At 66.4% G+C, this 25,418-nt stretch carries 25 protein-coding genes and 4 tRNA genes; 17 read left to right on the top strand and 12 right to left on the bottom strand.

What is annotated here, in order from left to right:
• The first annotated feature begins 56 nt into the window (after nt 1-56).
• Nucleotides 57-491 (top strand): holo-ACP synthase, encoded by a 435-nt coding sequence (acpS, locus tag WS61_RS16555; protein WP_059501575.1) that lies wholly within the window; start codon nt 57-59, stop codon nt 489-491.
• A 16-nt stretch (nt 492-507) separates the two neighbouring features.
• Nucleotides 508-1,536, top strand: coding sequence for a beta-N-acetylhexosaminidase (gene nagZ, locus WS61_RS16550; protein WP_059501573.1), 1,029 nt, complete (start codon nt 508-510; stop codon nt 1,534-1,536).
• A 176-nt stretch (nt 1,537-1,712) separates the two neighbouring features.
• On the opposite strand, the gene WS61_RS16545 is transcribed toward nagZ, so the two are convergent.
• The 3 genes from WS61_RS16545 to earP form a co-directional block, all read right to left on the bottom strand.
• The gene (locus WS61_RS16545; RefSeq protein ID WP_059501572.1) at nt 1,713-3,098 is read right to left on the bottom strand and encodes a sigma-54 dependent transcriptional regulator; all 1,386 of its coding nucleotides are present in this window, start codon (nt 3,096-3,098) and stop codon (nt 1,713-1,715) included.
• Between the two features lie 267 nt (nt 3,099-3,365).
• Nucleotides 3,366-3,923, bottom strand: coding sequence for an elongation factor P (gene efp / locus WS61_RS16540; protein WP_034206788.1), 558 nt, complete (start codon nt 3,921-3,923; stop codon nt 3,366-3,368).
• Nucleotides 3,924-4,059: 136 nt separating this feature from the next.
• Nucleotides 4,060-5,253 carry an elongation factor P maturation arginine rhamnosyltransferase EarP gene (gene earP / locus WS61_RS16535; RefSeq protein WP_059501570.1) on the bottom strand — a complete coding sequence of 398 codons (1,194 nt, stop codon included), beginning with the start codon at nt 5,251-5,253 and terminating at the stop codon, nt 4,060-4,062.
• Nucleotides 5,254-5,329: 76 nt separating this feature from the next.
• Between earP and uvrC the strand changes: the two genes are divergently transcribed.
• The 6 genes from uvrC to WS61_RS16505 all read left to right on the top strand — a co-directional run bounded on the left by uvrC (nt 5,330) and on the right by WS61_RS16505 (nt 8,685).
• Complete coding sequence (gene uvrC, locus WS61_RS16530) at nt 5,330-7,363, top strand: excinuclease ABC subunit UvrC (RefSeq protein WP_059501568.1); 2,034 nt, start codon at nt 5,330-5,332, stop codon at nt 7,361-7,363.
• A gap of 91 nt (nt 7,364-7,454) precedes the next feature.
• Nucleotides 7,455-8,042, top strand: a complete 588-nt coding sequence (gene pgsA, locus WS61_RS16525) for a CDP-diacylglycerol--glycerol-3-phosphate 3-phosphatidyltransferase (protein WP_059501566.1) — start codon at nt 7,455-7,457, stop codon at nt 8,040-8,042.
• A gap of 138 nt (nt 8,043-8,180) precedes the next feature.
• Nucleotides 8,181-8,256, top strand: a tRNA-Gly gene (locus tag WS61_RS16520).
• A gap of 53 nt (nt 8,257-8,309) precedes the next feature.
• Nucleotides 8,310-8,385: transfer RNA gene (locus tag WS61_RS16515), tRNA-Gly, on the top strand.
• A 51-nt stretch (nt 8,386-8,436) separates the two neighbouring features.
• Nucleotides 8,437-8,512: transfer RNA gene (locus WS61_RS16510), tRNA-Gly, on the top strand.
• Nucleotides 8,513-8,611: 99 nt separating this feature from the next.
• Nucleotides 8,612-8,685 (top strand) — tRNA-Cys (locus WS61_RS16505).
• 51 nt (nt 8,686-8,736) lie between these two features.
• Here WS61_RS16505 and WS61_RS16500 read toward each other — a convergent pair.
• Nucleotides 8,737-9,357: an NADPH-dependent F420 reductase gene (locus WS61_RS16500; RefSeq protein ID WP_059501565.1), complete on the bottom strand. Its 621-nt coding sequence runs from the start codon at nt 9,355-9,357 to the stop codon at nt 8,737-8,739.
• A gap of 112 nt (nt 9,358-9,469) precedes the next feature.
• Here WS61_RS16500 and WS61_RS16495 point away from each other — a divergent pair, with 112 nt between their 5' ends.
• Complete coding sequence (locus WS61_RS16495) at nt 9,470-10,396, top strand: LysR family transcriptional regulator (protein WP_059501563.1); 927 nt, start codon at nt 9,470-9,472, stop codon at nt 10,394-10,396.
• Nucleotides 10,397-10,639: 243 nt separating this feature from the next.
• Here WS61_RS16495 and WS61_RS16490 read toward each other — a convergent pair whose 3' ends face one another.
• Both WS61_RS16490 and WS61_RS16485 read right to left on the bottom strand, forming a co-directional pair.
• Nucleotides 10,640-11,188 (bottom strand): GNAT family N-acetyltransferase, encoded by a 549-nt coding sequence (locus WS61_RS16490; protein WP_034206794.1) that lies wholly within the window; start codon nt 11,186-11,188, stop codon nt 10,640-10,642.
• Nucleotides 11,189-11,238: 50 nt separating this feature from the next.
• Entirely contained in the window at nt 11,239-11,856 is a 618-nt protein-coding gene (locus WS61_RS16485) for a helix-turn-helix domain-containing protein (protein WP_059501561.1), read from the bottom strand.
• A 146-nt stretch (nt 11,857-12,002) separates the two neighbouring features.
• On the opposite strand from WS61_RS16485, the gene WS61_RS16480 reads away from it, so the two are divergent.
• Together WS61_RS16480 and map are read left to right on the top strand one after the other, a co-directional pair.
• A complete protein-coding gene (locus WS61_RS16480) occupies nt 12,003-12,239 on the top strand; it encodes a ParD-like family protein (RefSeq protein ID WP_059501559.1) in 237 nt (78 codons plus the stop codon).
• Nucleotides 12,239-13,045, top strand: coding sequence for a type I methionyl aminopeptidase (gene map / locus WS61_RS16475; RefSeq protein WP_059501557.1), 807 nt, complete (start codon nt 12,239-12,241; stop codon nt 13,043-13,045). Before WS61_RS16480 ends, map begins: the two co-directional genes overlap by 1 nt.
• Before the next feature lie 103 nt (nt 13,046-13,148).
• Here the strand turns inward: map and WS61_RS16470 are convergent, their stop codons facing one another.
• Entirely contained in the window at nt 13,149-13,652 is a 504-nt protein-coding gene (locus tag WS61_RS16470) for a GAF domain-containing protein (protein WP_059501555.1), read from the bottom strand.
• Between the two features lie 102 nt (nt 13,653-13,754).
• Nucleotides 13,755-14,672, bottom strand: a complete 918-nt coding sequence (locus WS61_RS16465) for a LysR family transcriptional regulator (RefSeq protein WP_034206799.1) — start codon at nt 14,670-14,672, stop codon at nt 13,755-13,757.
• Nucleotides 14,673-14,782: 110 nt separating this feature from the next.
• On the opposite strand from WS61_RS16465, the gene WS61_RS16460 reads away from it, so the two are divergent.
• Together WS61_RS16460 and WS61_RS16455 are read left to right on the top strand one after the other, a co-directional pair.
• A complete protein-coding gene (locus WS61_RS16460; RefSeq protein ID WP_059501715.1) occupies nt 14,783-15,649 on the top strand; it encodes a pirin family protein in 867 nt (288 codons plus the stop codon).
• A gap of 133 nt (nt 15,650-15,782) precedes the next feature.
• Nucleotides 15,783-16,274: a GNAT family N-acetyltransferase gene (locus WS61_RS16455; RefSeq protein ID WP_034206801.1), complete on the top strand. Its 492-nt coding sequence runs from the start codon at nt 15,783-15,785 to the stop codon at nt 16,272-16,274.
• 25 nt (nt 16,275-16,299) lie between these two features.
• On the opposite strand, the gene WS61_RS16450 is transcribed toward WS61_RS16455, so the two are convergent.
• Genes WS61_RS16450 through WS61_RS16440 form a run of 3 tightly spaced genes read right to left on the bottom strand, consistent with a single transcriptional unit; the run spans nt 16,300 to nt 18,270 of the window.
• Entirely contained in the window at nt 16,300-17,169 is an 870-nt protein-coding gene (locus WS61_RS16450) for a cytochrome c oxidase assembly protein (RefSeq protein ID WP_059501553.1), read from the bottom strand.
• 10 nt (nt 17,170-17,179) lie between these two features.
• Complete coding sequence (locus WS61_RS16445; RefSeq protein ID WP_059501551.1) at nt 17,180-17,626, bottom strand: copper chaperone PCu(A)C; 447 nt, start codon at nt 17,624-17,626, stop codon at nt 17,180-17,182.
• A gap of 8 nt (nt 17,627-17,634) precedes the next feature.
• Entirely contained in the window at nt 17,635-18,270 is a 636-nt protein-coding gene (locus WS61_RS16440) for an SCO family protein (RefSeq protein ID WP_059501549.1), read from the bottom strand.
• A 408-nt stretch (nt 18,271-18,678) separates the two neighbouring features.
• Here WS61_RS16440 and otsB point away from each other — a divergent pair, with 408 nt between their 5' ends.
• Both otsB and otsA read left to right on the top strand, forming a co-directional pair.
• A complete protein-coding gene (gene otsB, locus WS61_RS16435; protein ID WP_034206805.1) occupies nt 18,679-19,431 on the top strand; it encodes a trehalose-phosphatase in 753 nt (250 codons plus the stop codon).
• On the top strand, nt 19,428-20,813 hold the full coding sequence (gene otsA / locus WS61_RS16430) for an alpha,alpha-trehalose-phosphate synthase (UDP-forming) (RefSeq protein WP_059501547.1): 1,386 nt from the start codon (nt 19,428-19,430) through the stop codon (nt 20,811-20,813). Before otsB ends, otsA begins: the two co-directional genes overlap by 4 nt.
• Before the next feature lie 83 nt (nt 20,814-20,896).
• Here the strand turns inward: otsA and WS61_RS16425 are convergent, their stop codons facing one another.
• The gene (locus WS61_RS16425) at nt 20,897-22,729 is read right to left on the bottom strand and encodes an ABC transporter ATP-binding protein (RefSeq protein WP_059501546.1); all 1,833 of its coding nucleotides are present in this window, start codon (nt 22,727-22,729) and stop codon (nt 20,897-20,899) included.
• Between the two features lie 567 nt (nt 22,730-23,296).
• Between WS61_RS16425 and WS61_RS16420 the strand changes: the two genes are divergently transcribed.
• The gene (locus tag WS61_RS16420; RefSeq protein WP_034186533.1) at nt 23,297-24,361 is read left to right on the top strand and encodes a glycosyltransferase family 4 protein; all 1,065 of its coding nucleotides are present in this window, start codon (nt 23,297-23,299) and stop codon (nt 24,359-24,361) included.
• Between the two features lie 225 nt (nt 24,362-24,586).
• Nucleotides 24,587-25,387 carry a hypothetical protein gene (locus tag WS61_RS16415; RefSeq protein ID WP_059501544.1) on the top strand — a complete coding sequence of 267 codons (801 nt, stop codon included), beginning with the start codon at nt 24,587-24,589 and terminating at the stop codon, nt 25,385-25,387.
• The last annotated feature ends 31 nt before the right edge of the window (nt 25,388-25,418 follow it).

Below are 25,418 nucleotides of genomic sequence, written 5' to 3'. Positions count from 1 at the left end.
CGCCGTTTGCGACGCACTTGACCCGGCCTCGCCGGGCCACCCCGGCGGAGACTGACATGGCGATCTACGGCATCGGTACCGACATCGCGCAGGTGAGCCGCGTCGCGGCGGTGCTCGAACGCACGGGCGGCCGGTTTGCCGAGAAGGTGCTCGGCCCCGACGAGCTGCGCATGTTCCACGCGCGGCGCGCCCGCTCCGAGGCGCGCGGCATCGCGTTTCTCGCGACGCGCTTCTCCGCGAAGGAAGCGTTTTCGAAGGCAATCGGACTCGGCATGCACTGGCCGATGACGTGGCGCGCACTGCAGACGCTCAACCATCCGAGCGGCGAGCCGTACGTGGTCGCTTCGGGCGAGCTGGCCGACTGGCTGGTCGCTCGCGGCATCACGGCGCGCGTGACGGTCAGTGACGAACGCGACTACGCGGTGTCGTTCGTGATCGCCGAAACGGACGCCGCGCCTGCTCCCGGACCTGTTTCCCGAACCCCCTCCTGACGGAATTCCCGATTCGATGAAAACGACTCCCGGCCCGGTCATGCTCGACGTCGTCGGCACGACCCTGTCGCGCGACGATGCGCGGCGCCTCGCGCATCCGAATACCGGCGGCGTGATCCTGTTCGCGCGGCACTTCCAGAATCGTGCGCAACTGACCGCGCTGACCGATTCGATCCGCGCGGTGCGCGAAGACATCCTGATCGCGGTTGATCACGAAGGCGGGCGCGTGCAGCGGTTCCGCACCGACGGCTTCACGGTGCTGCCCGCGATGCGCCGCCTCGGCGAACTGTGGGATCGCGACGTGCTGCTCGCGACGAAGGTCGCGACCGCTGTCGGCTACATCCTGGCTGCCGAATTGCGCGCGTGCGGGATCGACATGAGCTTCACGCCGGTGCTCGATCTCGACTACGGGCACTCGAAGGTGATCGGCGATCGTGCGTTCCATCGCGACCCGCGCGTCGTCACGCTGCTCGCGAAGAGCCTGAACCACGGGCTGTCGCTCGCCGGCATGGCGAACTGCGGCAAGCATTTCCCCGGGCACGGCTTCGCGGAGGCCGATTCGCACGTCGCGCTGCCGACCGACGATCGCACGCTCGATGCGATCGTCGAGCAGGACGTCGCGCCGTACGACTGGCTCGGGCTGTCGCTGTCCGCGGTGATTCCGGCGCACGTGATCTACACGCAGGTCGACAAGCGGCCGGCCGGGTTTTCGCGCGTGTGGTTGCAGGACATCCTGCGCGGGAAGCTCGGCTTCACGGGCGCGATCTTCAGCGACGACCTGTCGATGGAGGCGGCGCGCGAAGGCGGCACGCTCACGCAGGCAGCCGACGCCGCGCTCGCCGCCGGTTGCGACATGGTGCTCGTCTGCAACCAGCCGGACGCGGCCGAAGTCGTGCTGAACGGATTGAAGGCGCGGGCCTCGGCCGAGTCGGTGCGGCGCATCAAGCGGATGCGTGCGCGCGGCAAGGCGCTCAAGTGGGAGAAGCTGGTCGCGCAGCCCGAGTATCTGCAGGCGCAGGCGCTGTTGAGCAGCGCGCTGGCGTAAGCGGCCACGGACGGCGCGCATCGCGCCGTTTGGGTCGCCTCAAACAGAAAGCCGCGCAATAGCGCGGCTTTTTTTGCGGGTCGCGACCGCCCGATCAGGGCAGTCGCCGGGACGAGCTTAGGCGATACGCAACTAACGGTCAGATCCCGTCAGCGCCCGCATTCAGGGCCGCCCGCTCAGTTCACCTTCATCCGCTGCAGCTTGTTGTACAGCGTCTTCGGGCTGATGCCGAGCAGCGTAGCCGCGCGGTGGCGCGTACCGCCGACCGCGTCGAGCGTCGCGCGGATCAGCAGATCCTCGACGTCGGACAGCGGCGTGCCGACCTTGATCTGCACGCTGCTGCCATTCAGCGCGGCGCCGGCGGAGAAGCTGGCTTCGCCCGCGCGCAGCGTCTCGATGAAGTCGCCCGATGCGTCGTACGCGAAGCGCACGCGCTCCTGCAACTCGCGCACGTTGCCCGGCCATTCGTAGGACAGGCATTCGCGCACGAAACCCGGCGCCGCCCGCTTGTCGGTCGTGCTGCGGCCGGTTGCGCGCGCTTCGCGGTTCAGTTCGTCGATCTGCGCGTCCGCGATCGCGAGCGCGTCGCCGTCGCGCTCGCGTAGCGGCGGCATCGTGATCGACGCCGCGTCGAGGCGCAGCCACAGATCCTCGCGCAGCGTGCCGTTCGCCACCGCTTCGCGCGCCGGGCGGCGCGTGGCCGCGATCAGCCGGAAATCGCTGGTGATCGGGCTCGTGCCGCCGATCCGCATGAAGTTCTGCGAATCGAGCGCGTGCAGCAGCGCTTCCTGCAGCACGAGCGGCAGCGCGGTGATTTCGTCGAGGAACAGCGTGCCGCCGCCGGCCTGCTCGAACAGGCCCGATTCGCGGCGCTCGGCGCCGTCGAACGCGCCGCGTTCATGGCCGAACAGCACGCTGTCGAGCGACGCGCCGTGCCGGCCGGCCTGCGCGAGCATGCGGCAGTCGAACGAGACGAACGGCCCCTTGCGGCGCCGGCTCAGTTCGTGCAGCGTGCGCGCCGCCAGCTTCTTGCCGGTGCCGGCTTCGCCCGAGAACAGCACGGCCGTTTCGGTGCGGGCGTTGTGCTCGATCATGTCGTACACGTGCTGCATCGCATCGCTGCGGCCCACCAGTGCGCCGAAGCGGCCGAGATGGCGCAGCGACGCACGCAGCGACTGCACTTCGTCGATCAGTTCGTACGGGCGGGGGATCCGCGCGAGCAGGCTGCGCAGGCGCGGAATGTTGATCGGCTTCAGCAGATAGTCCCAGATGCCGTGGCGCAGGCCCTCGATGGCGCTCTCGACCGTCGCGTTGCCCGTCAGCACGATCACCGGCAGCGAGCCGTTCGGCTGTTGCTGCGGCAGGTGCTGGAGCAGGTCGAACCCGCTGCCGTCCGGCAGGTTCAGGTCGACGAGCACGACGTCGGGAATCGAGCGGCCGAGCGCCGTGCGCGCTTCGGCGAGCGACGTGGCCGTGTCGACCGAGAAGCCGTCTGCGGCGAGCAGTGCGGTGAGGCCTGACAGGCTGTTGGGATCGTCTTCGACAATCAGGGCGTGTGGCATGGTGGACGCGAGTCGAGTCAAGAGAGGCGGGCTGTCGGCCAGCGGGCCGCAGCCGCATGTCGGATTAAAGATTGATTTTATGCCCCGCCGAACGCATCACGCGCATTATTTCTCCGGCGCTATAAAACAGTTACCGATGATACAAATTGAATATCTTTACCGGTGGCTTTTGTGCTGCTTATGGCTCTGGCTCGTGGTAGCTGTTGGCGCCAGACAAACAAAAAGCGCCCCGAAGGGCGCTTTGTTCGATGCGGGTATCGCTGACGATTACGCGCGGCTGCGGTATTCGTTCGTGCGCGTATCGATTTCGATCTTGTCGCCGGTGTTGCAGAACAGCGGCACTTGCAGTTCGAAGCCGGTCGCCAGCTTCGCGTTCTTCAGCACCTTGCCCGACGACGTGTCGCCCTTGACGGCCGGTTCCGTGTAGGTGATTTCGCGAACGAGGATCGTCGGCAGTTCGACCGAGATCGCCTTCTCGTTGTAGAACACGACTTCGCAAGCCATGCCGTCTTCGAGGTAGTTCAGCGCTTCGCCCATCATTTCGGCTTCGACTTCGTACTGGTTGTAGTCGGCGTCCATGAACACGTACATCGGGTCGGCGAAGTACGAGTACGTCACTTCCTTGCGATCGAGCACGACGACGTCGAACTTGTCGTCGGCCTTGTAGACCGATTCCTGGCCTGCGTTCGTCAGCAGGTTCTTCATCTTCATCTTGACGACGGCGGCGTTACGGCCCGACTTGTTGTATTCCGTCTTGGCGATGACCCATGCGTCGCTGCCGATCTGCACGACGTTGCCTACGCGGAGTTCCTGTGCGGTCTTCATAAAAAACTGTCCTGATCCAATCGAATAAATAGGTGCCTGAGCGTTGCACAACGGGTGAGGCGCCAAGCAGATGCGTTCCGGTGGGCCCCCCAAGCTCAAACGCGAGCGCTTGCATGGTCAGCCGTCGGATAACCGCTTATTTTAACTGAGATTTTGCGTATTCCGCCAGCTTTCCGGCGAGATCGCCGACGGTCGCGAGCGCGTCGGCCCAGCGGGCTGCATTGGCGTCGAGTGCGGCGCGGTGCTGCCATAAATCGGCCCAGTCGGGTATGCCGGCGCCGTTCCAGGCATGCCAGAACCGCTCGAGCGCTGCGCGCGGCGCATCGGCGAGACCGGCCGACAGGTGCGCGAGCGCGGCGTCGAGCTTCGGCAGGTGCGCGTCGTCGGCTTGCGGGTAGATGTGCCACGCAAACGGCTTGCGCGCCCACTGTGCGCGGACGAACGAATCCTCGCCGCGGACGAAATTGAAATCGGCGACCCACAGCAGCGGGTCGTAGTCGGCCTGCGGAACGAACGCGAGACCATGGGCGGTCAGGTTGCCGCTGCGCACCCGTGTGCCCGCCGCGAACGATTCGACCCCGAAAAAATGGGCGACGGCGGGCGACAGACGTCCGGCCGGCACGAGCGCGACGACCGGCGACGGGCCGTCGCGCCATTGCGCAAGCAGCGCGTCGACGGCCGGGTTTTCGTAGGCGAACAGGCTGACGACCGTCGTGCCGGGCGCCGGCGGCGCGCCGCCGGTCGCGCGCTGCCACCACGCGGCGCGTGCTGCCGGATCGGTGTCGAAGGCCGTGCGGCGCGCGTCGAGGTCGCGCTCTTTCGGCACGCCGCCCGTGCCGGCCGACAGGCCCGGGAAGAAGAACGTCTTCAGCAGCGGGTAGCGTGGATGCGGCGATGGCCGCAAATGGAAATCGGCGACCCAGTCCTCGGCGCTCAGGTATTCGAGGTTGATCCACACGGGGCGCCGCGCGCGCCGCGCCATCGCCGCGAGATACGCGCCGGGCAGCTCGCACGCGAACGCCTCGATCACGACGTCGGCGATTTCCAGCGCATCGCCGACTTCCGCATGCCAGTGCTCGATCACGATCGTGTCGACCGTCTGCCGCGTCGCGCCGGGATCGACCTGCGGCAGCAGGCGTGCGAACGTGTGCAGGTCGTCGACGAACAGGCGAACCTGCCAGCCGTGCTCGTGCGCGAGCTGGCGCGCGACGCGCCAGCACACGCCGATGTCGCCGAAATTGTCGATCACCGTGCAGAAGAGGTCGCAGGCGATCGGTTCGCCCGGCGCGAGCGGCACGGCGGAGAGGGGGGCAGCGGAGGAGCGTGGCATCGAAGCAAGCCGGTGAATGCTCTAAACTGACGATTCTAATAGACCCGTTCCGCGTTACAAGGCGCCCGGATCACGCATGACATCCCCAGAAGCCTCCGATACCCCGTTCGAACCGAAGAAGATCCTTGCGCAGTTGCCGCACATGCCGGGTGTCTATCGCTATTACGACACGGCGGGCGCCGTCCTCTACGTCGGCAAGGCGCGCGACCTGAAAAAGCGCGTGTCGAGCTATTTCACGAAGACGCAACTGTCGCCGCGCATCGCGATGATGGTCACGCGCATCGCGCGCATCGAAACCACCGTCACGCGCTCGGAAGCCGAAGCGCTGCTGCTCGAGAACAACCTGATCAAGGCGCTCGCGCCGCGTTACAACATCCTGTTTCGCGACGACAAGTCGTATCCGTACCTCAAGCTCACCGCGCACCGCTTTCCGCGGATGGCCTACTACCGCGGCTCGGTCGACAAGCAGAACCAGTATTTCGGGCCGTTCCCGAGCGCGTGGGCGGTGCGCGAGAGCATCCAGATCCTGCAGCGTGTGTTTCAGTTGCGCACCTGCGAGGATTCGGTCTTCAACAACCGCACGCGGCCGTGCCTGCTGCACCAGATCGGGCGCTGCACGGCGCCGTGCGTCGGCGCGATCTCCGACGAGGATTACGCGGTCGACGTGTCGAACGCCGCGCGGTTCCTGCTTGGCAGGCAGTCCGAAGTGATGAAGGAGCTCGAGCAGAAGATGCACGCGTTCGCGGCCGAGCTGAAATTCGAGCAGGCGGCAGCCGTGCGCAATCAGATGAGCTCACTTGCGACGGTGCTGCACCAGCAGGCGATCGAGGTCGGCAGCGACCGCGACGTCGACGTCCTGGCCGTCGTCGCGCAGGGCGGACGCGTGTGCGTGAACCTCGCGATGGTCCGCGGTGGCCGGCACCTCGGGGACAAGGCGTATTTTCCGACACACGTCGAAAGTGCGCTGACGCTCGCCGAAGGCGGTCTCGGTGACGAGGCCGAGCCGGCGGAAGCGGTCGATGCGCCGCTCGACACGGTGCCTGACCAGCCTGTGGAAGAGGCCGGCAGCGCGCGCGGCACGGCGGCGGCGTCGGTCGAGGCCGAGGTACTCGATGCGTTCATCGCGCAGCACTATCTCGGCAATCGCGTGCCGCCCGTGCTCGTCGTCAGTCATGCGCCCGCGAGCCGCGACCTGCTGGAGCTGCTGTCCGAGCAGGCTGGCCACAAGGTGTCGCTGGTGCGGCAGCCACAGGGGCAGCGGCGCGCGTGGCTGTCGATGGCCGAGCAGAACGCGCGGCTCGCGCTCGCGCGGCTGCTGTCCGAGCAGGGCTCGCAGCAGGCGCGCACGCGTGCGCTGGCCGACACGCTCAGCTACGACAGCGACGATCTCGCGACGCTGCGGATCGAATGCTTCGACATCAGCCATACGATGGGCGAGGCGACGCAGGCGTCGTGCGTTGTCTATCACCATCACAAGATGCAATCGAGCGAATATCGCCGCTACAACATCACCGGCATCACGCCGGGCGACGATTACGCGGCGATGCGGCAGGTGCTCACGCGCCGCTACGAGAAGATGGTGGAACAGGCCGCGCAGGCGGCGGCCGCCGACGAAGCGGCCGGCATCGACGGCGAGTCGACGCGCCAGGCCGAGGCGTCGAGCCTGCTGCCGAACATCGTGCTGATCGACGGCGGCAAGGGTCAGGTCGAGATCGCACGGCAGGTGTTCACCGAGCTCGGCCTCGACACGTCGATGCTGGTTGGCGTCGCGAAAGGCGAGGGGCGCAAGGTCGGCCTCGAGACGCTGGTGTTCGCGGACGGTCGCGCGCCGCTCGAACTCGGCAAGGAGAGCGCCGCGCTGATGCTCGTCGCGCAGATCCGCGACGAGGCGCACCGTTTCGCGATCACCGGCATGCGGGCGAAGCGGGCGAAGGCGCGGCAGACGTCGCGGCTCGAGGAGCTCGAGGGCGTCGGCGCGAAGCGCCGGCAGCGGCTGCTCGCGCGTTTTGGCGGATTGCGCGGCGTGGTGGCCGCGAGTGTCGAGGAGCTGGCGAGCGTCGAGGGCATTTCGCACGCGCTCGCCGAGCAGATCTACAAGCAGCTTCACTGACGCGGCCGTGCGGCCGGCGGCATTTGCCAGCATTCTTGTGGCAGGCCGGTCGACACGGCACAATTGCGAATCCTTTACTGTCCCGCATGCCATGCCGTTCAATTTCCCGATTTTCCTGACGTGGGTACGGATCGTGCTGATTCCGCTCGTCGTCGGCGTGTTCTATCTGCCGGACACGGTGATGGACGGCGCGCACCGCAATCTCGCGGCGGCGGCGATCTTCATCCTCGCCGCGCTGACCGACTGGTTCGACGGCTTTCTCGCCCGCAAGTGGAACCAGACGTCGTCGTTCGGCGCGTTTCTCGACCCGGTGGCGGACAAGCTGATGGTGACGGCCGCGCTGCTGATCCTCGTGCAGATTTCGCGGGTCGACGCGGCGATCGCGCTCGTGATCGTCGGTCGCGAGATCGCGATTTCGGCGCTGCGCGAATGGATGGCGCAGATCGGCGCGTCGAAGAGCGTCGCGGTGAATCAACTCGGCAAGTTCAAGACCGCATGCCAGATGGTCGCGATTCCGATGCTGCTGTTCTACGGGCCGCTGCCGCTCGGCGTCGTGACGATCGATACGCGCGTGTGGGGCGAGTGGCTGATGTATCTCGCCGCGGTGCTGACCATCTGGTCGATGCTGTACTACATGAAGCTCGCATGGCCGCAGATCCGCGAGCGCGGCGGCGCGTGATCCGCGCCGCATGGGCGGCGGTTTTTGTAAAAAGGGCTGGAAAAGCCCTTGACACACGAATGTGCCTTCGACATAATCTCGCTTCTCCGCTGCACGACGAAGTAAGTGTGTGACGGGGAAGCAGTAGCGTAGCGATACGCGGGAGTAGCTCAGTTGGTAGAGCGCAACCTTGCCAAGGTTGAGGTCGCGAGTTCGAGACTCGTCTCCCGCTCCAGATTTTCTCTGGCAGCGTGTAGTACGGCGAAGCGCTGCAGATGCAGGACACATGCGGGAGTAGCTCAGTTGGTAGAGCGCAACCTTGCCAAGGTTGAGGTCGCGAGTTCGAGACTCGTCTCCCGCTCCAGATTTTTCTGGCAGCGTGTAGTACGGCGAAGCGCTGCAGATGCAGGACAATGCGGGAGTAGCTCAGTTGGTAGAGCGCAACCTTGCCAAGGTTGAGGTCGCGAGTTCGAGACTCGTCTCCCGCTCCAGGTAACGGGGAAGCCACGCTTCCCTTTTTATTTGATGGACTTCCGGTCCTCGAATAAAAATCTGTCGCTTGCCTCACGGCATCCGGACAGTCCGCTTTTGGCGCGATAGCAAAGCGGTTATGCAGCGGCCTGCAAAGCCGTTTAGGCCGGTTCGACTCCGGCTCGCGCCTCCAGAAAAAGCCCCGCTTCGGCGGGGCTTTTCTTTTTTCTGCGTCGCTTCGTCGTTACTGATCCAGCTGGGTGAGGTTAATCACTGCGAGCGGCCCACCCGGAAACTGGATAAGCCGACCTTCGTCCACACCACCGAGATCGACCGGCGCGAAACCGAGGCGAACGATCAGGTCGCTGACGGATTTCTTTGCATCAGCATCTTGTCCGGCCAAGAACAGCACGCGTCGACCACCGTCAACCTTGGGGCCAGAGGCCAGCGGCCCGGCACTCAAATGGTTGAACGCCTTCACAACCCTTGCTCCAGGCGCCCACTGCGCGACTAGCTCGCTGGAAGCGCGACCGCCAAAATCGATAGCATGGAACGACGGTACGTTGTCGACACCGATTCGTACTTCTACCGCGTTGTTTGCGTCGACCAGAACGCGGGCGTTCCACGGGCCGAGATCCTTCAAGACAGTCGCCACCTGATCCCAAGGCACCGCGAGAAACACGATGTCGGCGCGTGCGGCCTCTTTTACGCTCACGGCTCTGATATAGGGGCCGAGTTCATTGGACAGTGCCTGTAGTGATTGCGGTCCACGGCTGTTGGCAATGGAAGCCGAGATGCCACTACGAGCGAGATTGCGCGCGATGGCCGAGCCGATGGCGCCGGCCCCAATGATTGCGATACTCATACTGGTTCCCTCTGGTTGAAAGTCATTTCGTAGAGGGACTTTATGCTCGTTGAGCCTTTACAGGTAGTTGAATGCAAGTAGAATCAGTTTCAATCAATATTTGAAGCCCATCATGGAAAGCCTTGCCAACCTGGAATGCTTCGTCCGGAGCGCAGAGTCAGGAAGCTTTTCGGCGGCTGCACGCAGGCTCGCGCTTACGCCTGCAGCGGTCAGCCGCAACGTTGCGCACCTTGAGCGCAACCTGGGCGTCCAACTGTTTCAACGTAGCACGCGCGGCCTGACCCCCACCGAAGCGGGCGACCGCTTTCTGCTGTCGGTGCGGAGCGGTCTCGACAGTATCCAGGGTGCGATTGCGGATCTCATGGTCAATGCCACCAAACCCTCGGGCGTTCTGAAGCTGAGCGTTCCAGCGGGTTTCGGAATGGACTATCTGTTACCGCTGATGCCTGCTTTCCTGGAACGCTATCCTGAGGTGAGGCCGGATTGGTTTTTCGATAACCGGCCGGTGGATCTCATCGGGGAAGGATTCGACGTGGCAATTGGGGGCGGTTTCGAGCTACCTGCCGGTATGGTGGCTCGCGAGTTGGGCCGGATTCATTTGATTGCGGTGGCATCACCGGCATTCATGGTCGGTAAACGTCCCCCGAAAGATCCCGCTGATCTCGCGAGACTGGGAAGCGTGACGATGCGTTCGCCTCTAAGCAGTCGTCAGCGCGCGTGGGTCATGCGCGACTCGGTCGGCACCGAGATGGCCGTAGCAGAAAAGCCAGTGATGCTGGTCAACGACCCCGATGCGGTATGTCGGTCGGCTCTACTGGGTATTGGCGTCGGTGTGGTTTCGCTACTACATGCAGCGCCACACCTCGCCAGCGGCGCCCTGGTGCGAGTGCTGGAAGATTGGCATGTCGATGCTGGGCCATTGTCGTTGTATTTTTCGAACCAAAAACTCTTGCCGGCCAAAACACGCGCGTTCGTGGATTTCATCACCGAGTCATTTCGGGCGCAGAAGTTGCCGAGGATTGAGCGCAATCGGAGGTAGCGTAGAAGATGGTGAAGCCGCCATGCAAAGACTCGCATTCAGGAAGCGGCTGCCTTGGCGGTTAAACCGTATAAGTAATTGAAGTAAAGGAACTCATCGCGGCCTGCAAACCGTTTAGGTCGGTTCGATTCCGCCTCGCGCCTCCAGGTAAAACGAGATAATGCCTCGCTTCGGCGAGGCTTTTCTTTTTTTCGCGTCGCTTTGAAACAATCGCGCACGATGCATACGACGGCCGCCAACCAATCACCCATCCACCGGCTGCACCGGCGTCTCGAGCTTCAACTGATAGAACGCCGCATCGAGCCAGCGGCCGAACTTGAATCCCGCCTCGGCGATCGTGCCCGCGTGCACGAATCCCAGTTTCGTATGCAGCGCGATGCTTCCGGCATTGGTCGCGTCGATGCAGCCGACCAGCACGTGCACCTGCGCTTCGCGCGCACGGCGCACGACTTCGCGCAGCAGCAGTTCGCCGAGCCCGCGACCGCGCTGATCGTTGCGCACGTACACACTGTGTTCGACCGTGTACTTGAACGCCGGGAACGCGCGAAACGTCCCCCAGCTCGCGAAGCCGAGCAGCGTGCCCGCTGCGTCGACGGCGCCGAAGACCGGAAAGCCGCCCGCGCGCTTCGTCGCGAACCACGCGACCATTGCTTCCGGCGGCCGCGGCCGGTAGTCGTACAGTGCGGTCGAGTTCACGATCGCGTCGTTCAGGATCTCGAGAATCGCCGCTGCGTGTTCGGCCTCGCTGCAATCGATCAGGCGCACGTCGTCGCGCTGTGACGGGGAGTTCATATGGATTCCTTCCTGTTGGCTCTAAATCGGTTGCGCACACGCCGTGCGCATCACGCGCTCCGCACGGCGGCGGATGCGTCGCAGATCGCGACGACATAGCGCGCGGCATGCGACGACGGATTGCTGAAGATGAGCGGCCGGTCGAGCCGCATGGCCAGGCAGTCGCCTTCGCGAAGCTCGTGAAGCGCATCGCCCAGCGTGACGTCGACGCGGCCGCTGATGATCCACACCTGCTGATGCAGCGCGCTTTCGCGCCCGCCGCTGTCGTACGCGACGCGCGCGCCGGGCGGGAAATCGACCTCGACGAGCTGGAGCGGCGACGGCCAGCCGGCCGGCGACAGGTTGCGTCGCACATAGCCGGACGCCGGGTCGCGCCATTCGGCCTGCTGCGCGCGGCGGGCCAGCGGCTGCGCGGGCGCGTCGTCCCGGTCGCCACCGAACAGCCCGGCGAGCGACACGCCGAGGCCGGCGGCGAGCTTGTCGAGCACGACGGCCGTCGGGCTGGCCGACGCGCGTTCGATAAGCGAGATCATCGAACGGCTGACGCCGGAACGCGCGGCCAGCGCGTCGAGCGTGTAGCCTCGAACGGCGCGCAGGTCTCGCACGCGCCGGGCAATGCGCTCGTTGATACCGGCGTCGTCGGCCGTAGGGATCGCTGATTCTTTCATGATGGATTTATTTTCCAGCAAGATGGAATTCGATGTCAACGGCATTCCCCGAGGAGGTTGAAGAGGGGCGGAAGCCAAACGGCTTGCCCGGTCACCATGCGCGGCGTAATATACGAAACAGCTACGTTTCGTTTAATTGGGGATATATGGGCATCATCAAGATTTCCGAGCACATGCATGAACGGCTGCGCTCGACGAGCACGGCGCTGAGCCGTTCGATCAACGCGCAGGCCGAACACTGGCTGCGCGTCGGAATGCTGGCGGAACTCAATCCGGCGCTGTCCTATGGCGACATCTGCAAGATGCTGATCGAGGCAGAGGCGCGTGGCGGCGACATGGGGCCGGCGGAACCGGTCGCGCAGCACATCGAGCAGGTGGCGTAATGGCGAAACGCGAAATCCCGATCCGCGGTGCCGCGGAAATCGCCAAGTCGCGCGAAGCCGCGAAGCTCGCGTCGCAGGTGCTGACGATGATCACCGAGCACGTGAAGCCGGGCGTCACCACCGACGAGCTGGACGCGCGCTGCCGCGAATACATCGTCGACGAATTGGGCGCGATTCCCGCGAACATCGGCTACCACGGCTATCCGAAGACGCTGTGCACGTCGGTCAACCATGTGGTCTGTCACGGCATTCCGACGTCGCGGCCGATGCGCGACGGCGACATCGTGAACCTCGACATCGCGGTGATCAAGGACGGCTGGTTCGGCGATACGAGCCGCATGTATTTCGTCGGCGAACCGAACGCGCTCGCGCGGCGGCTCGTCGCGGCGACCTACGAGGCGATGCATGCCGGCATCCGCGCGGTGCGCCCCGGCGCGACGCTCGGCGACGTCGGCTATGCGATTCAGCAGGTCGCCCATCGCGAGGGGTTCAGCGTGGTGCGCGAATATTGCGGGCATGGCATCGGCGACGTCTATCACGACGAACCGCAGGTGCTGCACTACGGTCGCCCGGGCACCGGCCTGCCGCTGCGGCCGGGGATGATCTTCACGATCGAGCCGATGCTGAATGCGGGCAAGCGCGATACGCAGGTGCTGGCCGACGGCTGGACGGTCGTCACGAAGGACCATTCGCTGTCCGCGCAATGGGAGCACATGGTCGTGGTGACGGACACGGGCGTCGAGGTGCTGACCGAGGATGCGAAGCCGCAGGCGTTCGCGGCGCTTTCCGGCACGCACGCGGCCTGACGGCGACCGTGCGCCGCATACGGCGGCGCGGCGTTGCAATGAAACGGGCTCCTTCGCGGAGCCCGTTTCGCTTGCCGCGGCCAGCGCCGCGGCGCCGCCGAGCTTAACCGCGCGCCTTCTGCCACGCGTGTTCGACGAACACGCGGCACAGCGCTTCCATGCCACGGCGGTCTTCGTCGTCGAAGCGCGCGGCGACCGGGCTGTCGACGTCCCATACGCCGATCAGCGTGCCGTCGCCGGCCACCAGCGGCACGACGATTTCCGATTCCGACGCCGCATCGCAAGCGATATGGCCGGGGAAGTCGTGCACGTCGCGCACGACCTGCGTTTCGCGCGTCTGCGCGGCGGTGCCGCACACACCCTTGCCGAGCGCGATCCGTACGCACGCGGGCTTGCCCTGGAACGGGCCGACCACGAGTTCGGCGCCGTCGAAGAAGTAGAAGCCCGCCCAGTTCAGGCGATCGAGCGAGTGATAGACGAGCGCGGAGAAATTCGCCGCGTTCGCGGTCAGGTCGCGTTCGGATTCGACGAGCGCGCGTGCCTGCTCGACGAGCGTCGCGTATTGATCGGCCTTGGAGGCGGTAGGGTCGTTGGACAGCGTGAACATGGCGGGAAAGCGATAAGGGTTGTGAAATGCGCATTGCGCGTACCGCAGTCTACGGCACCCGCGCGCGGTCTGCAGCGCTGGGTCGTGCGCGATGCGGCGTGCTCAGTCGGGTTCGAGTTCGGCGAACCGTTCGGCCAGAAAGTCGAGCAGCGCCCGTACCGCGGGCAGCAGCCCGCGGCGCGACGCGAACACCGCGTGCACGATTTCGCGGCGGGGCGCCCAGTCGGGCAGCACCGTGACCAGTTCACCGCGCGACACCTCGTCGCGCACCATCATCGTCGGCAATTGCACGACGCCGACGCCTGCGGCGGCCGCCGCGCGCAGCGCGAGCATGCCGCCCGTCACGAAGCGCGGCTGGTGATGGATTTCCGCGTGCGCGCCGTCGGGGCCGCGCAGCCGCCACACGTGCGTGGACTGCGGCACGCCGTGATCGAGGCTCGGCAGGCGCGCAAGGTCGGCGGGAACGACCGGTACGCCGTGCTCGCGCAGCAGCGCGGGGCTCGCGACGAGACACTGGCCGCGCTCGGCGAGCACGCGCAGCGCGAGATCGCTGTCCTCGAGCGGCGGCGGGCGCACGCGGATCGCGACGTCGATTCCTTCGCCGACCACGTCGACGCGCCGATTCGTGGCTTCCAGGTGGATCTCGACGCGCGGGCACGCGGCCATGAACGCGGCGATCATCGTGCCGACCAGCGAATCGAGCAGCACGATCGGGCAACTGACGCGCACGATGCCGCGCGGCTCCTCGTGCAGCAGCGCAATCGCCTCGTCGGCGGCATCGGCCTCGACGAGCATCGCGCGGCAATGTGCGTAATAGGTCTGGCCGACGTCGGTGACCGTGAAGCGGCGCGTCGAACGCTGGATCAGCCGCATCCCGAGCCGCGCCTCGAGCAGCGCGATGCGGCGGCTCAGCTTCGATTTCGGCATGTCCAGCGCGCGCCCGGCCGGCGCGAAGCCGCCGTGTTCGACGACCTGCACGAAGTAGTAGAGATCGTTCAGATCCCGCGCTTTATCGTTCATGAAATGGAACGCTGAGTGCGATTTTGGCAGTCTACCGGATCGATCGTTCCATCTCTATATTGTCATCCATGGATGCGAAACACGGGTTTCGCCGCAATACGGAGAAGGCAATGAAGAAGATCCAGGGTGTGTACAGTGCGCCGCGCGGTCATTGGGTCGGCGACGGTTTCCCGGTGCGTTCGATGTTCAGCTATCAGTCTCACGGCACGCACCTGAGCCCGTTCCTGCTGCTCGATTACGCGGGCCCGGCGACGTTCGAACCGACGAGCACGCCGCGCGGTGTCGGCCAGCATCCGCACCGCGGGTTCGAAACGGTGACGATCGTCTATGACGGCGAAGTCGCGCACCGCGACTCGACCGGCGCGGGCGGCACGATCGGCCCGGGCGACGTGCAGTGGATGACGGCCGCGAGCGGGATCCTGCACGAGGAATTCCACTCGGAGGCGTTCACGAAGCGGGGCGGCCCGCTCGAGATGGTGCAGCTGTGGGTGAACCTGCCCGCCGCGGACAAGATGGGCGCGCCCGGCTATCAGACGCTGCTGAACGCCGATATCCCGGTGGTCGAGTTGCCGGACGGCGCGGGACGGGCGCGGATCATCGCCGGTGAGCTCGACGGGCGACGCGGCCCGGCCCGCACGCACACGCCGATCGACGTGTGGGACGTGCGGCTCGTCGCAGGCGGTCATGCGCGGTTCCCGGTCGCCGAAGGGCGTACGCTCGCGGTGGTCGTGCTGAGCGGCACCGTGCAGGTGAACGGCGAGACGGTGGCCCGCGAAGCGCAGTTCGTGCAACTGGGCCGCGACGGCAGCGACGTCGAGATCGAAGCGAACGGCGACGCGAAGCTGCTGATCCTGAGCGGCGAGCCGATCGACGAGCCGGTTGTCGGCTACGGTCCGTTCGTGATGAACTCGCAAGCGGAGATTCGTACCGCGATCGAGGATTTCAACAGCGGCCGCTTCGGCCAGATGCCGGTATGACGGCATGACGAGCAGGCCCCGCGATGCGGGGCCTTTTTTTCGGGCGCGGGCAGGCGGTCGCGCGCGAGGCGCGCTTCGAGGCATAATCGACGGTTGCCGCGCGCCGGTCGGCGCGCCCGACTCAGGACCGCACATGAACGCATCCGCACCTGCCGCATCCCCGAGCACCGCCGATCTCGACTGGCGCTGGAAATCCTTCGACGCGCTGACGGCGCGCGAAATCTATTCGATCCTCGAAGCGCGCAGCGCCGTATTCGTCGTCGAACAGAACTGCGTGTATCGCGACATCGACGATGCGGACCAGGCCGCGTGGCACCTGGCGGCCTTCGATCCGGCCGGCCGTCTGGCCGGCTATCTGCGCGTGCTGCTGCCGGACGCGCAGCACACCGACGTGCGCATCGGCCGCGTGCTGACGACCGCCGCGTTTCGCGGCGCGGGGCTCGGCAACGGGCTGCTGTCGCGCGCGCTCGAGCATATCCGCGCGCAGTGGCCGGATACGCCGGTGAGCCTGCATGCACAGGCTCACTTGCAACGTTTCTACGGAGCATTCGGCTTCACGCCGAGTTCGGACGTGCACGACGAGGACGGCATCCCGCACGTCTGGATGAGCAGCGCGCGCGCGTGATGACGCGCGCCGCGCTGCGCGGCAGTCAGTGCGCGCCGCGTGCGACGCGCGGTTCGTCCGTGCGCCGCGCGGCCCGTTCGCCGATCAGGCGCCCGCGCGCGGACAGCCGTAGCCAGTGCCGCAGCGCGATCAGTGCGCCGATCACGCTCATCATCGAACCGGGAATCCACAGCAGCAGGCCGCCGATCTGCTGGTCGCGCAGCGGGCTCAGCCACGTGAACGCGCGGCCGCAGATCGAATAGATCGGATACAGCTCGTGCGGCGTGAAGAAGATCAGCGCGCCGAGCGCGATCTGCGGCGGGATCGCCGCGACGACGATCAGGATCCGGCGGCCCGGCGACAGCCGCGCGGGCGGCGCGGGACGTGGATCGACGACGAGCCACCAGAACAGCAGCCCGTCGATCACCATGCTCCAGTTCATCACGCGATAGAGACGCCAGTCGAGCATCGCGATGAAGTGGATCGGCGACAGCAGCCAGAAATAGATCAGCCCGACGAACAGCACGACCGCGACGACCGGATGGAATACCACGTCGAGCGTCGCGCGCACCGGCACCCACGCGAGCGCGGGGCGCACGAAGCGCTGTCGCCAGCGGAACGGAATGCCTGCGCGGATCGCCGCGCCCGGATAGGACAGCGCGATGAAGAACGGCCCGAGGTGATGCAGCACCAGGTGCTGCGCGCGGTGCATGAAGAATTCGTGCTCGAAGAAGTAGTCGAGCCGCGTATGCAGCGCGATATAGAGCGCCGTCAGCCCGAACCAGAACGAGAACTGCCGCAGCGGCGACACCTTCGCCTTCTTCGCACCGCGTGCGAACAGCACGGCGGCCGCCAGCACCGCGACGACCACGGTCGGCGACGGTTCCCACGGATCGAGCCAGTACAGGAGGTTCATCGTGCGTGCATCACTTCGCCCGGGCCGGCGATTTCACGGCGAACGGCGCATCGACCGTTTCGCCGTCGGAGAACTTCAGGCGCAGATGCACGGTGTCGCCCGGCTTGATCGCGTGCTTCGGCTCCTCGAGCATGAAGTGATAGCCGCCCGGCGCGATGTCGACCTTGCCGCGCGCGGGGATCGTCAGCTTGTCGACCATCTCCATCTTCTGCGTCGAGCCGTTCGATACCGTCTGGTGCAGCATGGCCATTCCGTAGTCGGGGCTGTCGACGTCGACGAGGTCGATCGGCTTGTCGCCGGTGTTCACGAGCGTCACGTAGCCGCCCGCGGGCAGCTTGTTCGGCAGCCAGCGCACCCAGGCGTTCTGCGCGCTGATCGCGCCGGCGGCATAGGCGTGAGCGCCGGCGCACAGCGCGGCGAGGAGGGCGAACGTCTTGAGGGTCGTTTTCGTGTTCATCGCGGAATTCAGGTCGTGGAGGCAGGGTCGATGATCCGGCGCACATCGGCGGCGATGGCGTCGGGCGAATCGCGATCGGTCGCGAGCAGGCGCGCGCGGCCGGTCGCGTCGAAGATGTAGACGGCCGAGCTGTGCGTCACTTCGTAGCCGCCGGACGGATCGCGCTTTTCCATCTGGTACGCGACGCGATAGCGCTTCGCGAGCGATTCGATCTGGCTGTCGGTGCCGGTCAGGCCGCGCGCGTGCGCGGCGTCGAACGCGGCGACATAGGACTGCATCGCCTGCGGCGTGTCGCGCGCCGGATCGACCGAGACGAACAGGATGCGCACGTGGTCCGCCTGCGGGCCGAGCTTCGCCAGCACTTCCATCAGCCGCGCCAGGGTTTCGGGGCAGACATCGGGGCAGTGCGTGTAGCCGAAGTAGACGAGCGCGACGCGGCCGCGGAACGCATCGGCATCGACGGGATGGCCGTCGCCGCCAGTCAGCTCGAACGACAGGTCGGGCAGGTGGCCGGTGACGTTGGTGAGGTTCCAGCGTGGCTCGTCGTGCGTGCACGCGGCGAGCGCCAGGGCGGCGGCGAGGGCCGCGGCCGTGTGGATGAGGCGGGAGAAGCGCCGGCGCGGCGCGGGACAGGCAGACGGCATCTCAGGGACTGTTTCCATATGGAACGCGCATGCGCTGCCACGAGAACGGCCGCTCGCGAGGCGCGTGACGCTGACCGTATCCGCAAGGGGCGCAACGCGGCGAGCGGACGTTGTCGTGGCAACCCCAAATTAAAAAACATTCTACGGGAATGTCCGAAATTGCCCGTATGGCGGCGTCGCGCGGCAGGCGGTTGCGACTGTAGCGCAATTCGCGCGCCTGCGTCCTTTCGAAACCCGTACGGCGCGGGCGAGCGGGGCAATATGTCGCAGTTGGCGCAGCGGGCGGCGCGATGTCCGTGCTGCCCGCGGTTTCGCCCATCTGGACGCGCAGGCGCGGTAAGATGCGCACAACTCCATTCGCGCAGCGGCGGCCGGCATGTGCCGGCCGCCCCTCAGACTATCGAATCGATGCAATCCGTTCCGGCTTCCCTGTCCCTGACCGATACCGCGTTCTTCTTCGACTTCGACGGCACGCTCGTCGAACTGGCGCCGACGCCCGACAGCATTCGCGTTCCGCCGTCGTTGCTGACGCTGCTCGACGAGTTGTCGCGCCGCTCGCACGGCGCGGTCGCGATCGTGTCCGGGCGCGGCATCGACAACCTCGACACGTTCCTGAAGATGCCCGGCCTGCCGATCGCCGGCCTGCACGGCGCGGAGCGCCGCGATGCGAACGGCGACACGCAGCGCATCGGCTTCAACGACGAACGCCTGCTGCGCATCGAGCGCGAGCTCGCGGACGTCGTCGACCGCCATCCGGGCATGCTGCTCGAGATCAAGGGCGCGGCCGTCGCGCTGCACTTTCGCAATGCGCCCGAGCGCGAGGCGGTGGCGCGCGAAGCGGCCGAGCGCCTCGTCGCCGACTATGCGGATGCGTACGTGCTGCAACCCGGCAAGATGGTGTTCGAGATCAAGCCGAAGGGCGTCGACAAGGGCCGCGCGCTGGCCGCGTTCCTCGACGAGCCGCCCTTTGCGGGCCGCGTGCCGCTGTTCGCGGGCGACGATCTGACCGACGAGAAGGGCTTCGCGGTGGTCAACGCGCGCGGCGGCCTGTCGATCAAGGTCGGTGCGGGCGAGACGTCCGCGCGCATGCGGCTCGATTCGGTCGACGCATTGCATGAGCAGATCGCCTGCTGGCTCGGCGCGGGGCAGCCGCACGCATGAGCCGGCTCATCATCGTTTCAAACCGCGTCGCGCCGATTTCGGAAGGCGAACCGGCGGCGGGCGGCCTCGCGATCGGTGTCTATGACGCGCTGAAGGAAACCGGCGGCATGTGGTTCGGCTGGAGCGGCGAAGTGGTCGCGTCCGGCGCACCGCAGCCGCAGATCCGCATCGAGGAGCGCGGGCCCGTGACGTTCGCGACGGTCGGGCTGTCGCGCCGCGATTACGACCAGTATTACCGCGGGTTTTCCAACGCGACGCTATGGCCCGCGTTCCATTACCGCGCGGACCTGATCCAGTACGATCGCCACGAATTCGACGGCTATCGCCGCGTCAACGTCTGGCTCGCGCAGCAGCTCGTGCCGCTGCTGCAGGACGACGACGTGATCTGGGTGCACGACTATCACCTGATTCCGTTCGCGCGCGCGTTGCGCGACGCCGGCGTGAAGAACCGCATCGGCTTCTTCCTGCACATCCCGTTTCCGGCCGCGCAGGTGCTCGTCAACGTGCCGCCGCACCGCGAGCTCGTCGAGTCGCTGTGCGCATTCGATCTGCTGGGCTTCCAGACCGGGCCCGATCTGCGCGCGTTCTGCGATTACGTCGAATTCGAGGCGGACGGCGAGGTCGAGCACGACGGGCACACGGTGCGCGTACGCGCGTTCGGCCAGACGCTGCGCGCGGCCGCCTATCCGATCGGCGTGTACCCGGACGAGATCGCGTCGCTCGCGCAGGCGGGCGAGCACGGCAAGGCGGTGCGCACGCTCGCGACGTCGCTGCGCGGGCGGCAACTGATCATGAGCGTCGACCGGCTCGATTATTCGAAGGGGCTCGTCGAACGATTCCGTGCGTTCGAGAAGCTGCTCGAGCACCAGGCGTCGATCCGCAACCGCGTGTCGTTCCTGCAGATCGCGCCGTCGACGCGTGCGGACCTGCGTGCGTACCAGGACATCCGCCTGCAGCTTGAAGCGGAGTCGGGACGTATCAACGGGCGCTACGCGGAGCTCGACTGGGCGCCGATCCTCTACATTCACCGTCAGTACGACCGTCAGGTGCTGGCCGCGCTGTACCGGCTCGCGCGCGTGGGTTTCGTGACGCCGCTGCGCGACGGGATGAACCTCGTGGCGAAGGAATACGTGTCCGCGCAGAATCCGGACGATCCGGGCGTGCTGGTGCTGTCGCGCTTCGCGGGCGCCGCGCGCGAGCTCACGGGCGCGCTGATCGTCAATCCGATCGATATCGACGGAATGGCCGATGCGCTGTCGCAGGCGCTGACGATGCCGCTCGCCGAGCGGCGTGCGCGCTATGCGGACATGATCGCGCAGCTTCGCGAGAACAACGTGTCGGTGTGGCGGGACAATTTCCTGCGCGATCTGCAGCAGGTCTGATCCGATTCGTTGCTGTCGGCGCAAATGAAAAAGCCGCCGTGCGGGAAGCGCGGCGGCTTTTTCGTCGGCGCGATGCCGGCGCGTCAGGCCACGCGTTCGCCGGTCGGCGTGTTGCCGTCGGGGGCCGCATGATGGCGGCCGTGCTGCTTCGCGAGCAGGTCGCGATACAGGCCGGGGCGGTTGCGCAGCACGTCGGGCGGGCCGTCGTCGATCACCTTGCCGTTGTTCATCACGATGATGCGGTCGAAGTTGCGCAGCGTCGACAGGCGGTGCGCGATCGCGATCACCGTGCGGCCGACCATCAGGCGGTCGAGCGCGCTCTGGATCGCTTCCTCGGACGCGCTGTCGAGCGCCGACGTCGCTTCGTCGAGCAGCAGGATCGGCGCATCCTTCAGGATCGCGCGCGCGATCGCGATGCGCTGGCGCTGGCCGCCCGACAGCTTCACGCCGCGGTCGCCGACGATCGTGTCATAGCCTTCCGGCATCGCTTCGATGAACTCCGCGCAGCGCGCGTCGCGCGCGGCGGCGAGCACTTCGTCGCGGGTCGCGTCGGGGCGGCCGTACGCGATGTTGTCGTAGATCGTCCGGTGCAGCAGCGAGATGTCCTGCGGCACCAGCGCGATCGCGTGGCGCAGGCTGTCCTGCGTGATGCCCTTCACGTCCTGGCCGTCGACCTTCACCGCGCCGTCCTGCGTGTCGTAGAAGCGCTGCAGCAGCGCGAGCACGGTCGACTTGCCGGCGCCCGACTTGCCGATCAGGCCGACGCGCTGGCCCGGCTCGATATGAAGGTCGAAGTGGTCGAGGATCGCGCGGCGGTGCGGGTACGCGAACGTCACGCGCTCGAAGTCGACGCGACCGCCCTTGGCCGACAGCGGCTGCGCGTCCGAGCGGTCCGGCATGCCGTGCGGTTCGAGCAGCGTCTTCACGGCTTCGGACAGGCGTGCGACGTGCTGGGTGACGTCGACGAGCGCGACCGCGAGATCGCGCGTGCCGTGCAGGATCGTGAAGCCGAGCGAGCTGACGAGCACGATGTCGCCCGACGTCGCGCGGCCTTGATCCCACAGCCACAGCGCCCAGCCGAGCAGGCCGGCGGACAGCATCGCGGTGATCACTGCGTGCAGCAGGCGCAGCTTTTCGAGATAGAGCAGGCTCTGCTGGCGCGCATCCATCTCGGCCTTCACCGTCGCGCTGAAGCGCTTCTGTTCGCGCAGCGTCATCCCGAACGCGCGCACGAGGCCCATGTTGCCGATCACGTCGACGAGCTCGCCGTCGACCGCCGCGGCCTTCGCCGCGAACGCATGGTGGCGCGCGGAGCCGCGGCCGGCGAGCTTGAACAGGATGACGGACAGCACGGCCGAGCAGCCGAGCAGGCCGGCCGCCATCAGCGGATTGACGACGATGATCATCAGGATCGCGCCCATCACCGCGATGCACGGCGGCAGCACGTTCCACGCCATCGTGTTCTCCGACGTGTAGACCGCGTTCGACGTGGCCGTGATGCGGCTGGCGAGCGTGCCCGGCTGCTTCTCCGAGTAATACGTCGGCGAATGGCCGATCAGGTACTGGAACAGGTCGCGCCGCAGGTCGCCCGTGACCGCGACGAACGTGTGCGCGGCGACCCAGCCGCCGACGCGCCACAGCAGGTTGTCGGCCGCGATCAGCCCGACGAGCAGCGCGAACGCACTCCACAGCGGGCCCGGATGATGGCGTCCGGTCGCCAGCACGTCGATCAGGTGCTTGATCGCATATTGCGAGCCGAGCGCGCAGCCCACGGCGGCCAACACGCTGCAGAGCACGACCAGGTGCGCGACGGGGTGGAGGCGGATGTAGCGGAACAGGAACGCGATCGGCCGATGCGCGTAGCTCGACAGCTTCGCGTTGTGGGCGTTGCGCTGGGCGGGGGTGAGAGATTCCAAAATATGCGTGCGGTGATTCGGTGAGTGAGCGTGGCGGCTGGGTCGCAGGCCGGCGTTCGCCCGGACTGAATAATCCGGCATTGTAAACAACGCCGCGCGTCGCGCTGCGCGAATCTTGCCTTGGCCAGGGGCTCGCGCTCGATTTTGAGATAAAATCCGGCATCCCGTCCTGCGTCGTATGCCGGAATCGCGCTGCCGGCAGCTGCGGGTTAACAAGGATCGCCAAAACGGCCTTCCACTCTAGAACGGACGCCCGAGTCCGCGGGTTGCAAAGTGTTGCGCCTTTGTAACAAAGTAAAGTGTTTGAAATGTCGTGCGCCGTATCGGGATTAACCCTAGATAATCGGCTCCGGGTTCGATTCCAGGTTTTTTTACGAACCCCTGTCAACGGGTCTTCGTTTCAAACGTTCTATGCCTGTCGCGTCGCCGACGCTCCTTGAGCAGCGCGGGTTTCGACGCTCCCGGCAGGCCGATTCGTCCGATGTTCGGGCGACGCGCAGCCAGCCCGGACCGCCGGCAGGTTGCCGACCCATACCTGGTTTTTTGCCGATTTTTTAGGAGTTACGCATGCGAATCGCCCAAATCGCTCCGTTGCACGAAGCGGTGCCCCCGAAACTGTACGGTGGTACCGAGCGAGTGGTGTCCTACCTCACCGAAGCACTTGTCGAGATGGGGCACGACGTCACGCTCTTCGCGAGCGGCGATTCGCAAACGTCCGCGAAGCTCGAAGCGTGCTGGCCGCAGGCGCTGCGCCTCGACCCGACGATCCGCGACGTGATGGCCCCGCACATGCTGCTCCTCGAGCAGGTGCGCCGCCGCGCGGAAGAGTTCGATGTCCTGCACTGCCACATCGACTACTACCCGTTCTCGCTGTTCTCGCGCCAGCCGGTCCCGCATCTGACGACGATGCACGGCCGTCTCGACCTGCCGGAACTGCAGCCGATCTTCAATGCATTCAGCGACGTGCCGGTCGTGTCGATCTCCGACAACCAGCGCATCCCGCTGCCGCAGGCGAACTGGCTGTCGACCGTCTACCACGGCCTGCCGGAAAACCTGCTGACGCCGATCCCGAACGTGAAGCCGAGCTACCTCGCGTTCCTCGGCCGTATCTCGCCGGAGAAGCGCGTCGACACGGCGATCCGCATTGCCGAGCAGGCCGGCCTGCCGATCAAGATCGCCGCGAAGCTCGACAAGGCCGACCGCGCGTACTACGAAGAGAAGATCAAGCCGCTGTTCGCGCTGCCGCACGTCGAGTACATCGGCGAAATCAGCGAGGCCGAGAAGACCGAATTCCTCGGTAACGCGCATGCGCTGCTGTTCCCGATCGACTGGCCGGAGCCCTTCGGCCTGGTGATGATCGAGGCGATGGCCTGCGGCACGCCGGTGATCGCGTTCAAGCGCGGCTCGGTGCCGGAAGTGATCGACAACGGCGTGTCGGGCTTCGTCGTCGAAGACGAACTGTCGGCCGTCGCCGCACTCAAGCGCCTCGATACGCTGCCGCGCGAGAAGGTTCGCGCCGCGTTCGAAGCCCGTTTCTCGTCGAAGGTGATGGCGCAGAATTACGTGAAGGGCTACGAGGAACTGCTGCGCCAGAAGCGCCGCACGGTGCTCCGCGAAGTCAACGCGAGCTGATTGCGGGCCGTCGCCGCGCGGCCTTCATGACGCCCCGTCCGGGTTTGCCGGCGGGGCGTTGTCACATCCGCGGCGCGGATCTGTTGTATTCTCGCCGCGCCCGGCGCCGCGAACGGCCCCCGAAGCGGCCCGCCACGCCATCCGGCCATCTGTCCAGACGGTAATGTCCCTATAATGGCCGTGCCGTGAAATCCGGCCGGTACGAATATCCAGAGGAGAGCAGTCTTGGCGAGAACGAAAACCACGCGCGCAGCGCCGGCCCCCGGCGCCGGCGTGATCTTCGCGTTGCGCGCGATCGGTCTCGTGCTGCTCGCGCGCTGGCTGTTCTCGATGTCCCAGATGGGCTATCGCTCGTCGCTGTCGGCGATGGTGTCGTCGCCGTGGGCGTTCATCTACCTCATCCTGATCTTCCTGCTGCTCGCGCTGCCGGGCGCCGCTGCACGGGCCGAGCGGCCGTTCCATCCGCTGCCGCAGTGGTTGCGCCAGGCGCTGCGCGTGTTCGCGCTGATCGGTCTTCTGTTCGCCGTGTGGTCGATCGGTGCATTCACGTGGGCGGCCGGCTGGCGCCGCGCGCTGCATGCGGTGACGGCGACCAACGGCTGGCTCGTCGCCGCGCCGGCGCTGTACGCGGCGATCGTATGGATCTGCCGGCCGCGGCCGCTGTGGCGGACCAACGTGGCCGCGCGCCGCTTCGCGGTTGGCCGGTATGCGATTTCGCTCGACGTGCTGACGCGTACCGCGATCGTCTGGATGGAAAGTCGCAAGGTCGGCCAGTACGACGCGCGCGAACTGTCGGTGCGCTGGCCCGGCCACGCGGCGCCCGCCGCGGGCGAGCAGGGCGCGCAGCCGGCGGTCGTGCCGCCGCGCCGCGGCAGCCTGTTCAATCGACCGAAGGTCGAGCTGCTGTGGGATTCGCCGGCGGCTGTCGGTCACAACCGGCAGACCGTGATGCGCACGCCGCTCGCGACCGAAGGCGACCGCGTCGCGGTGCTCGCGCTCGACGCGGCGCTCAAGCAGATCGTCTGACAGGGCTCGCGCACCGGGTGCGGGCGACAAG

Origin of the sequence: Burkholderia sp. ABCPW 11 (assembly GCF_001523445.1) — a bacterium.
In the GTDB taxonomy this organism is placed as follows: domain Bacteria; phylum Pseudomonadota; class Gammaproteobacteria; order Burkholderiales; family Burkholderiaceae; genus Burkholderia.
This window is presented reverse-complemented; position numbering and strand designations above follow the sequence as displayed.

Excerpts from the sequence above, each read along its gene's own strand:
- acpS (WP_059501575.1), top strand. The coding sequence starts at position 57 with ATGGCGATCTACGGCATCGGTACCGACATCGCGCAGGTGAGCCGCGTC.
- nagZ (WP_059501573.1), top strand. The coding sequence starts at position 508 with ATGAAAACGACTCCCGGCCCGGTCATGCTCGACGTCGTCGGCACGACC.
- WS61_RS16545 (WP_059501572.1), bottom strand. The coding sequence starts at position 3,098 with ATGCCACACGCCCTGATTGTCGAAGACGATCCCAACAGCCTGTCAGGC.
- efp (WP_034206788.1), bottom strand. The coding sequence starts at position 3,923 with ATGAAGACCGCACAGGAACTCCGCGTAGGCAACGTCGTGCAGATCGGC.
- earP (WP_059501570.1), bottom strand. The coding sequence starts at position 5,253 with ATGCCACGCTCCTCCGCTGCCCCCCTCTCCGCCGTGCCGCTCGCGCCG.
- uvrC (WP_059501568.1), top strand. The coding sequence starts at position 5,330 with ATGACATCCCCAGAAGCCTCCGATACCCCGTTCGAACCGAAGAAGATC.
- pgsA (WP_059501566.1), top strand. The coding sequence starts at position 7,455 with ATGCCGTTCAATTTCCCGATTTTCCTGACGTGGGTACGGATCGTGCTG.
- WS61_RS16500 (WP_059501565.1), bottom strand. The coding sequence starts at position 9,357 with ATGAGTATCGCAATCATTGGGGCCGGCGCCATCGGCTCGGCCATCGCG.
- WS61_RS16495 (WP_059501563.1), top strand. The coding sequence starts at position 9,470 with ATGGAAAGCCTTGCCAACCTGGAATGCTTCGTCCGGAGCGCAGAGTCA.
- WS61_RS16490 (WP_034206794.1), bottom strand. The coding sequence starts at position 11,188 with ATGAACTCCCCGTCACAGCGCGACGACGTGCGCCTGATCGATTGCAGC.
- WS61_RS16485 (WP_059501561.1), bottom strand. The coding sequence starts at position 11,856 with ATGAAAGAATCAGCGATCCCTACGGCCGACGACGCCGGTATCAACGAG.
- WS61_RS16480 (WP_059501559.1), top strand. The coding sequence starts at position 12,003 with ATGGGCATCATCAAGATTTCCGAGCACATGCATGAACGGCTGCGCTCG.
- map (WP_059501557.1), top strand. The coding sequence starts at position 12,239 with ATGGCGAAACGCGAAATCCCGATCCGCGGTGCCGCGGAAATCGCCAAG.
- WS61_RS16470 (WP_059501555.1), bottom strand. The coding sequence starts at position 13,652 with ATGTTCACGCTGTCCAACGACCCTACCGCCTCCAAGGCCGATCAATAC.
- WS61_RS16465 (WP_034206799.1), bottom strand. The coding sequence starts at position 14,672 with ATGAACGATAAAGCGCGGGATCTGAACGATCTCTACTACTTCGTGCAG.
- WS61_RS16460 (WP_059501715.1), top strand. The coding sequence starts at position 14,783 with ATGAAGAAGATCCAGGGTGTGTACAGTGCGCCGCGCGGTCATTGGGTC.
- WS61_RS16455 (WP_034206801.1), top strand. The coding sequence starts at position 15,783 with ATGAACGCATCCGCACCTGCCGCATCCCCGAGCACCGCCGATCTCGAC.
- WS61_RS16450 (WP_059501553.1), bottom strand. The coding sequence starts at position 17,169 with ATGAACCTCCTGTACTGGCTCGATCCGTGGGAACCGTCGCCGACCGTG.
- WS61_RS16445 (WP_059501551.1), bottom strand. The coding sequence starts at position 17,626 with ATGAACACGAAAACGACCCTCAAGACGTTCGCCCTCCTCGCCGCGCTG.
- WS61_RS16440 (WP_059501549.1), bottom strand. The coding sequence starts at position 18,270 with ATGCCGTCTGCCTGTCCCGCGCCGCGCCGGCGCTTCTCCCGCCTCATC.
- otsB (WP_034206805.1), top strand. The coding sequence starts at position 18,679 with ATGCAATCCGTTCCGGCTTCCCTGTCCCTGACCGATACCGCGTTCTTC.
- otsA (WP_059501547.1), top strand. The coding sequence starts at position 19,428 with ATGAGCCGGCTCATCATCGTTTCAAACCGCGTCGCGCCGATTTCGGAA.
- WS61_RS16420 (WP_034186533.1), top strand. The coding sequence starts at position 23,297 with ATGCGAATCGCCCAAATCGCTCCGTTGCACGAAGCGGTGCCCCCGAAA.